Source organism: Anaerococcus sp. (assembly GCF_022770135.1).
In the GTDB taxonomy this organism is placed as follows: domain Bacteria; phylum Bacillota; class Clostridia; order Tissierellales; family Peptoniphilaceae; genus Anaerococcus.
In genome coordinates this window covers 1-9,110 of record NZ_JALEIL010000156.1, presented here as the reverse complement: position 1 = coordinate 9,110, position 9,110 = coordinate 1, and the positions used below count along the sequence as shown (strand labels likewise).

General features: G+C 35.6%; 10 protein-coding genes. All 10 read left to right on the top strand.

Annotated features, from left to right (window positions below):
* The first annotated feature begins 101 nt into the window (after positions 1-101).
* Positions 102-926 (top strand): c-type cytochrome biogenesis protein CcsB, encoded by an 825-nt coding sequence (gene ccsB / locus MRZ08_RS07855; protein ID WP_297381442.1) that lies wholly within the window; start codon positions 102-104, stop codon positions 924-926.
* A 242-nt stretch (positions 927-1,168) separates the two neighbouring features.
* Complete coding sequence (locus tag MRZ08_RS07850) at positions 1,169-2,068, top strand: hypothetical protein (protein ID WP_297381441.1); 900 nt, start codon at positions 1,169-1,171, stop codon at positions 2,066-2,068.
* Positions 2,061-4,070, top strand: coding sequence for a DHH family phosphoesterase (locus tag MRZ08_RS07845; RefSeq protein WP_297381438.1), 2,010 nt, complete (start codon positions 2,061-2,063; stop codon positions 4,068-4,070). Before MRZ08_RS07850 ends, MRZ08_RS07845 begins: the two co-directional genes overlap by 8 nt.
* Positions 4,048-4,497, top strand: coding sequence for a 50S ribosomal protein L9 (rplI, locus tag MRZ08_RS07840; protein ID WP_297381436.1), 450 nt, complete (start codon positions 4,048-4,050; stop codon positions 4,495-4,497). Before MRZ08_RS07845 ends, rplI begins: the two co-directional genes overlap by 23 nt.
* Complete coding sequence (dnaB, locus tag MRZ08_RS07835) at positions 4,497-5,828, top strand: replicative DNA helicase (protein ID WP_297381433.1); 1,332 nt, start codon at positions 4,497-4,499, stop codon at positions 5,826-5,828. The genes rplI and dnaB overlap by 1 nt, the downstream gene beginning before the upstream one ends.
* A complete protein-coding gene (locus MRZ08_RS07830; RefSeq protein WP_297381430.1) occupies positions 5,821-6,375 on the top strand; it encodes a GNAT family N-acetyltransferase in 555 nt (184 codons plus the stop codon). Before dnaB ends, MRZ08_RS07830 begins: the two co-directional genes overlap by 8 nt.
* On the top strand, positions 6,365-7,126 hold the full coding sequence (locus MRZ08_RS07825) for a DnaD domain protein (protein WP_297381428.1): 762 nt from the start codon (positions 6,365-6,367) through the stop codon (positions 7,124-7,126). Before MRZ08_RS07830 ends, MRZ08_RS07825 begins: the two co-directional genes overlap by 11 nt.
* Positions 7,116-8,075: an ATP-binding protein gene (locus tag MRZ08_RS07820; RefSeq protein WP_297381426.1), complete on the top strand. Its 960-nt coding sequence runs from the start codon at positions 7,116-7,118 to the stop codon at positions 8,073-8,075. The genes MRZ08_RS07825 and MRZ08_RS07820 overlap by 11 nt, the downstream gene beginning before the upstream one ends.
* 2 nt (positions 8,076-8,077) lie before the next feature.
* The gene (locus tag MRZ08_RS07815) at positions 8,078-8,734 is read left to right on the top strand and encodes an NAD(P)H-hydrate epimerase (protein WP_297381424.1); all 657 of its coding nucleotides are present in this window, start codon (positions 8,078-8,080) and stop codon (positions 8,732-8,734) included.
* Positions 8,735-8,897: 163 nt separating this feature from the next.
* Positions 8,898-9,110 (top strand): Wzz/FepE/Etk N-terminal domain-containing protein (locus tag MRZ08_RS07810; RefSeq protein ID WP_297381422.1); only part of this gene is annotated, 213 nt, incomplete at its 3' end.

The following is a 9,110-nucleotide window of genomic DNA, read 5'->3' as shown; positions in this document are numbered from 1 at the left end:
GTAGAGGAAGGTCATAGGAAGAGTTTGTTTGTCAATCAGGCAAAAAATGATGAAATTTTTGAAAGCAAAATACAAAAAATACTAGAAGAATTGGAGATAAGATGATGGATTTGTTGAGATTAGAAAATATCTTGTTTTATATAGGACTATTTGGATACTTGGTGTCCATGGTTTTATTCATACTATTATTTGTAAATAAAATTGAAAAGTTAGGAAAAATAGCTAAAAATGTGCTCTTTATAGCTTTTATCGCTCACACCCTAGCCCTTATTGTAAGGGGAGTTAATGCAGGCAGAATTCCACTATCAAACCAATATGAGTTTGCTACAGCCTTCGCTTGGGGGATTGCGCTTTGCTATCTTGTATTCGAGAAGAAATTTAATCTCCTAGCCATGGGAACTTTTGTAAGTCCCATCCTATTTTTGATAATAGGCTATGCAGCTATGAGAGATAAGTCAGTTAGACCACTAATGCCCGCCCTTGATAGTAAGTGGCTAGCAGTTCATGTTTCACTTGCCATAATCTCTTACGGAGCTTTTGCTGTAGCATGCGGTGTATCCGCAATGTATCTATTAAGAGATAAGTTTAGCAAGGATAGTTCACAAACTATGAATCTTCCTGATAAGGAAGTTTTAGACCTTATTTCTTACAGGGTAACTGCCTTTGGTTTTATATTCCTCACCCTAGTTATGATAACTGGATCAATCTGGGCTGAATCTGCTTGGGGAAGATACTGGGCTTGGGATCCAAAGGAAACTTGGTCTCTAGTAACTTGGATAATATATGCAATCTATCTTCACCTTAGAAAATCAAGAGGATGGAGTGGAAAAAGAGCAGCTATATTTTCAATTCTAGGATTTATATCAGTAATATTTACCTACATCGGAGTAAATACCCTCTTACCATCCCTACATTCATACGCATAAGGAGCTGTTGCAAAACTATGAATAATCATCGTACCATCGTTAGAAGGTTCTCTTAGGAAATTTTTAGTGGTGCCTGCCGGCTGATGGAGGCAAAATTTCCGTGGAGGTTCTTCTAACGATAATGGTACGATTTATTCATTCTGCAACAGGCCCTTATTTATCAATCAAAACTAGTATGATTGAGTATAAAGAAAGATGGAGTAAAATACTTATAGCTTAATTTATTAAGTGAAAGGAAATTTATGGGTATTAATGAAAATTATAAAAAAGTAATTGAGCCTATTTTTATGGTGGCTTTGATAAGCATACTGATATTTTTATCGAATGTATCCTTATTAATTCTTGCCACAGGCCCAATTCTTTTGAGTATTTATATTTTTAAATACGGATACAAGGGTTTTTTATTAACTTTTGTGGGGACTTTTATCTTGGGACTCTTGTACATGGATATAAGAGATTTGATAGTACTAGTAGGATTAATTTTTCTGATAAGTTTATGCTTTTATTTACCGATTAGATATCAAAAAAACGACAAGCGACAGATTCTAACGGTTTTTATTCTTCTTACTCTTATCCTAGTCGCATCCTTTAGCTATGGACTTGTAAAAGAAGGGCTAAGCCTTGATTATTTCGCAAAAGAGATCAAGGGCATGATCGAAGGAAGTCTAGAATATGAGTTATCGGTAGAATATATTAAGCTAAGTATTGGCCTTTACCCAAGCTTTTTTGCCTTCTTTTCTTTTATCTATTCACTAATTGGAATCAAACTTATTAGAAATTATGTAAGTATAAAGCTATCTTTAGTGGATGATCTTAGGAAAGTCAATGAGCTTAGGTTAGAGTATAAGGATTTATTGGCCCTTGTAGCCTTTAGCTTTATAACTTATATTTTAGCTTTCTTATTTAAGATAGATATGAACTACGTCCATCTTAATGTTTTAGGCATTATCCTTGTTGTGATTGCCTTTAATGGCCTGTCAGCCTACGATTATATGATTGCAAATTCATCAATTCCTGTATCTAGGGGCTTTCAGTGGTTTTTCATCATTATTCTATTAGAATTTTTGCTGATTTTTTTCGTGATTTTAGGATTTATTGATATAATACTAGATATAAGAAAGAAAAGGAGCTTAAATGAATAAAGAAGATGTATATGTAGGAAGGGAAAATATTATTGCTATAGTGGCCCTACCAGTCATAGCTTCCCTCGTCATATTCTATTACAATCAGATACTTGGATCGATTGCTATTATCCTTACTATTGTCCTCTTTTTCTTTGTAAGGAATATAAATAGGAAGAAGAAAGATGACTTTCAAAACTATGTAGATGAGATGAATGTATCCTTTGATATAATCACCAAAAATGTAGTTTTTGAGATGCCCTTTCCCATTGCTATAGTAGAAGATGATAGTACAATTAAGTGGCACAATACTTATTTTAGGGATTTATTTGACAACAAATCCATCGTAGGAAGTGATATAGAAAAGTTTCTTCCAGATTTTTCTGATGTTGATTTCAAAGAAGACGGCATGACTCTTCCTAGAAATATCAGTATAGATGATAAGATCTTGCAGTTTTATTATCAGACTATAACTAATGAAGAAAATGGCAAGACTCAGACCTTCCTTTATGGAATAGACAATACTTATGATGAGTCTATCAAGCAACTATTTAAGGATAAGAGACTAGTATTTTATTCTGTATTTATAGATAATTATGAAGATATAAGAAATTCTACAGAATCTGTTGAAAGACCTCAGGTTTTGGGAGAAATTGATAGAGTTATCAATGAGTATTTTAAAAAGTATAATTGTTTGATCCGTAAATATGAAAATGATAGATACATGGTTATAAGTGAGTATCAAGATTATAGGAATATTTACGAGACTAAGTTTTCTATCCTTGATGGAGTAAGAAATATTGAAAAGGGAAATACCCTCCCACCAACCCTATCAATAGGGGTAGGAATTGCAGGGGCAAATCCAGCAGATATTTATTCTGATTCGAGGGAGGCTGTAGATATTGCCCTATCTCGTGGAGGAGACCAGGCAGTAGTCAAGCTTGAAGATAACTACGAATATTTTGGTGGAAAGACCAGGGCAATAGAAAAAACTAGTAAGGTTAGATCTAGGGTGATATCTCAAGCCCTAAGGAGAATGATTCAATCATCACCTGATATTTATATTATGGGACACAACAATCCCGATATGGATTCTTTTGGCTCATCTCTTGGAGTATATGAAGGTACTTTGGATATGGGAAAAGAAGTCTATATTGTATTAAATGAAGTCACAAGACCGATTGAAAATATGTACGATAGGGTAACGACAGAGCTTAGTGAACTTAAGGGAAATATCCTAACAGAAAGTGAAGCTTTAAGCAAAATCAGCCCACAATCCTTGATAATTGTAACAGACAATCACAGGAAGAACTCAACCGAAGCACCATCCCTTCTAGATAAGAGCGACAATATCTTTATAATCGACCATCATAGAAGAGGTAAGGATTATATAGAAAATGCTACGATTTCTTATATTGAGCCTTATGCATCAAGTGCTTCTGAGCTTGTAACAGAAATCTTATCCTACTTAGACGAAGACTTTAAGGCGAGGACTCCTATAGCGGAAAGTCTACTTGCAGGTATAACAGTAGATACCAAAAACTTCGTCTACCAGACAGGTGTTAGGACCTTTGAGGCAGCCTCAGTTCTTAAAAGATGGGGAGCGGATTCTGTTTATATCAAAAGAATGTTTAAAGATGATTTTGAAATAGTAAAATATAAGTCAGAGGTTATAGCAGATTCATTTATAGTCAATGATTTCATAGCCATAGCCCACTTCAAAAGAGATATCGATGGATCAACACTAATAGCTTCTCAAGCGGCTGATGATCTGTTAAATATAAAAGGAGTTAAGGCAAGCTTTGTCCTTACTATATCCAATAATAAAATTCACATTTCAGGTAGAAGCTTAGGCGATATATCGGTACAATTAATACTAGAGCGTATCGGAGGCGGCGGTCACTTAACAGCTGCTGCTACCCAACTAGATATGACTATGGAAAATGCTGAAGACATGTTAAGAAAAGCAATTAATGAATATTTAAGAGAGGAAGAAGAAAATGAAAGTAATACTAACAGATAATATTGTAAGAGTTGGAGTTAAGGGAGACCTTGTAGATGTAAAGCCAGGATATTTCAGAAATTTCCTTGATCCTCAAGGAAAAGCTGTAAAGGCTACAAAAGAAAATATGGCTGAACTAGAAAAAATGAGAGAAGAACTTAAAAAAGAAGAAGCAGAAAACAGAAAAGAAGCTGAAGCTCTTAAAGAAAAAATCGAAGCTTTAACAATCACAAAAAAAGTTAGAGTTGGAGAAGACGAAAAACTATTTGGATCAGTTACAAACAAAGACCTTGCTGAAAGCCTAGCAGAAGAAGGAATCGAAATCGATAGAAAGAGAATCGAAGGCGTTGAAAAGATCGAAGGCCTTGGAGAATTCGTTCTTAATGCAAGACTTTATGAAGGAGTAAATGCTGACCTTAAAGTTAATGTAGTAGCTGAGGAAGCTTAATGACTGAGGGCCTAAGGCCCCTGCCAAATGACTTCTTAGCAGAACAAGCTATAATCGGAAGTATCCTTGCCAAAAACGAGACTTTCGATAGTGTAAATCAAATTATAAAACCTGTAGACTTTTACGATTCTAGAACTCAGAGGATATATAAGTCCATCCTAAAGATGTTTGAAAAAGACATCAAGGTCGATGAGATTTCTCTTATATCCCAGTTAAAGAATGAAAATATATTACAAGAAGTTGGAGGGGAGGAGTTTATCACTGAGATTACCCTCTCCTCATTTTATACTCCAAATATCGATACATATGCCAAATCAGTCAAGGAAAAATCTATTCTAAGAAGTCTAATAGGGGCGAGTGAGGATATTATCGATCTTAGCTACAGGCACGATGACAAAATCGACTCTATTTTATCAGAAGCAGAATCCAAAATATTTGAAATATCTCAGGACACTCACAACAAGGGCCTTGTAAGATTATCTGAAACTATGAGCGAAACCCTCCAGATGATAAACGAACTAACATTATCTGACGGAGAGATAACTGGAGTAACTACAGGTCTTGAGACTGTTGATAACAAGCTATCAGGCCTTCAACAATCCCAGCTTATACTTCTTGCAGCCCGTCCTGCCATGGGTAAGACTGCCCTGGGATTAACTATTGCATGGAATGCTTGTAAGGCGAATAAGTCTGTTGCCTTTTTCTCTCTTGAGATGAGCACCTACCAGCTTAATCAAAGGCTATTGTCTATGGTATCTATGGTTAATCTCGAAAATATTATAAGTGGTTCTATAAGAGATGAGGACTGGCAGCTTTTAATCCATGCTACTAAAGAAATTACCAGTAAAGATATTTATGTAGACGAAACTCCAGGAATAACCCTATCTGAGATGAGAAGTAAGCTAAAAAGGCTAAAGGCTGAGTCAGGCCTTGACCTTGTTGTAATCGACTATCTCCAATTGATGCAGGCTGATGGTAGACAAGAAAACAGGCAAAATGAAATTGCCTCAATTTCTAGAGGACTCAAGTCCCTATCGAAAGAGCTTAACTGTCCGATTTTATCCCTTGCCCAACTTTCTCGTGAGGCTGATAAGAGGGCTGACCATAAGCCAATTCTATCAGATTTAAGAGAATCTGGTGCAATCGAGCAAGATGCCGATGTCGTTATGCTCTTATATAGGGAAGATTATTATGACGAAGAAGACAATCCAAATGTGGCAAAGCTAATTTTTGCCAAGCACAGAAACGGTGCTACTGGAACAGTCGAGCTATTTTTCAACAAACCATGCACCACTTTCAGAGACTTCACCAATAGAGAAAAAAATGAATAGAATTTATCTAGAAAAGATTGATATTGAAACAGCCTTCTTGGTTAAAGAGTGGACGGACTTCGAAGATCCAAGGCTAGTTGGCTACAATTATTCATCCCTATCTGATTTTGAAATAAAAATCTGGTATGGTTCTATCACTACACCGAGGAAGAAATACTTTGCAGTCAAAAGATATGAAGATGATAGATTTATAGGCTTTATTGGACTTAAACAAATCAATCCCATAACTAAAAAAGCAAAGTTAGGCATAGTCTTTGACAGCGCCTATACCTCAATGGGCTACGGGTCTGAAGCTATTGATCTTCTCTTAGATAAGGCCTTTAGTGACTTTAGATTAAAGGAAGTAAGTCTTGATGTGAATTTATTTAATGAAAGAGCCTACAAGGCCTACAGGAAGTGCGGCTTCAAGGATGAGTATGAGTTAACCGAAGTCTTCGAGAATCAAGATATAGATTTTGACGAGAGGTATTTTACTTACAAATCTGGACTAATTTATTCCAAAATACTAACTATGAAAATAAAAAAGGATGATTATTATGGACTTTAAGATGCAAGATTTAAAACTAGATATGGGAACTACTCCTCTAGAAAATATGTTCCTAAATACCTATGTACAAATGGCAGATGGAGATGCGCTTAAGGTCTATCTTTTGATTTATAAGGATTGCTACAACTACCGCAGGGTCGACAGTGCAAAGATTAAAAGGCAACTTAGGTTTTCTGATGAAAGATTCGATAAGGCTATCGACTTCTGGGTAAATATGGGAGTATTTAGGCAAAAGAGGGCCGACAATGGGACAGATTTTATAGAAATTGTTTCCCTAAGGCAAATGTATTTTGGAGATAGTGAGGATAATCAGTCTACAGAAGCAGCCTACGACCTTGCCCAAAGAAAGTCAATTATGTTTTCAAATATTGAAACAATCATAGGAAGAAGCCTAACACCTGCTGATATCACAAGGGTTCAAGAGGCACTTCTAGAATATAGTTCTGATCCTGAGCTTGTAACAGAAGCCTTTAGACAGGCGAAAGCTTCTGGTAATGTCGATGTCAAATACGTAATGGGCTTTGTCAAGACTTGGCGTGACCAAAACATCAAAAGCCTGAATGATCTAAGGATGAAAGAAGAAAGAGATAAGCTTGTAAGGAAGAGATCTCCTCGTAAATACAGGAGAAATCCAGCTTCAGCCAGGAAAGATGCGAGTGATAATGACGAAATCTCATCCTTTATTCAAAGAAGAAAAGAAGAAAGATTGAACAGAATCATAAACCAAAGAGGTGAGGATAATGACTCCTAGTCAAAAGGCCAGCGCCATACTTGAAGAAAGAAGAAAGCAAGATAAGAGAAATCAGCAAAAAAGAATCAGGGAAGTTTATGAGAAGCTTCCTCAAATCAAAAGCTTGGATAAGCAAATAAAAGAAATCGGCTTTACAACTCTTTCTCTTATAGCAGAAGGAGTCGATACAAGGGACTTGGAAAGCAAAATCGACTATCTTACCTCAGAGAAAAGAAGAATCTTAAAGGAAAATGGCTATCAATTAGACTATATGGATATGCGTTATTTCCACGACAAATGCAAGGATACTGGATTTATTGGAACTAAGATGTGCACTTGCAGGAAACAATTAATAATTGATCAGAAATACGACCAATCCAATATCAAAAGCCAGATTACAGAAGAAAACTTCCAGTCTTTTAATATCAACCTATTTTCTAAAAATACTAACAAGGTCTATGGAGTAAGCCCTTACGAAAATATGGAATATATTATCAGGGAAGTTAGAAAATATATTAATAACTTTGCCTTTGAGACTAGAAATATCTATATTTATGGAGAAGTCGGTAGAGGAAAGACCTTCCTGATTAATTCCATAGCCAAGGAAATCCTAGATAGGAACTTTTCTGTAGTCTATATGACTTCTACCAAACTCTTTAAGTTCCTAAACGACTACCACTACGCCTTCGAGGATAGGAGGGAGAATCTAGAAGAAAAATACAGGTTGATCTTCGATTGTGACCTACTTATAATAGATGACTTGGGAGCAGAATCCACCCGTCCAGCTGATAGGTCTAATCTCTTCGATGTGGTTAATGAAAGGATGAATGATGGAAAACCAATTATATTTTCATCCAATATAGATGAGGAAGGCCTGGAAGAGATTTATGGGCCAAGGATTTTCTCAAGAATTATGGGAAATAATAGCAGGATTTTTGAAATATTTGGAGAAGACTTGAGATTGAGGTAAATATGCTTGTAGTAGATAGTAAGACTATGAAAAAAATTGACCAATATGCCATCGACATACTTAAGGTTCCTTCGATTTGCCTAGTAGAAAGGGCAGCCCTTGCCGTGATTAAAAATATTAATCTCGATGTAAGAAATTCCTTTGCTATAATAGTAGGAGTGGGAAATAACGGGGCAGATGGCCTTGCTATTGGAAGAAACCTCCTAGCTATGGGAAAATATGTTGAAATTTATATAGTGGGAGATCTTTCAAAACAAAGCCCAGAGTTTAAATTAAACCTAGAATCTTGCAGGCGTCTTACAGATAAAATTTTTGAGCCAGAAAGCATAGAAGACCTTGCTAGGATGGAAAGGAATTTGGAAGAAGTCTCTACTATAATAGATGCTATCTTTGGCACAGGATTAAACAGGACCGTCGGGGGTATGCATTCCTATATAATTTCTCTTATAAATCGAACTATGAAATACACTATCTCTGTAGATATTCCTTCAGGCCTCGATGGAGATAGGGGAAAAAAGTGGGGAGAAGTCGTAGATTGTGACCTTATCGTTTCTATGCAAATAATGAAAAGGGGAGTCTATGAAAAGAGTCATTTAAGAGATAAGTGCATAGTAGAAGATATAGGCATACCACAAAAGGCGATTAGAGCGATGTTATAAAGTTAGAGAGAGCTTGGATAAAAATTTAGGCTTGCTCTTTTTCTTTTTTAAATTTGTAGGAAAAGTGTAAAATATATGTTGAAATATTAGACGATTTAGTATAAACTATTAGGTGGATAGAAATATGAAGATTTATATTTTATAATAAACAAGGAGAAATTAAATGAATGAACAAGAAATTGATTTAATTGAATTGTCTAAGAAGATCGGAAAGCATCTTCCTATGATTATAATATTTTCTATTATAGTGGGAGCTGCAAGTTTTCTTCTATCTAAGTTTGTCATAACTCCTAAGTATGATTCAAACACTACCATGATAGTAAGCAATTCAAATCAAAATAGTGACCCAAACAATCCGCAAACTAACGTAGAACTA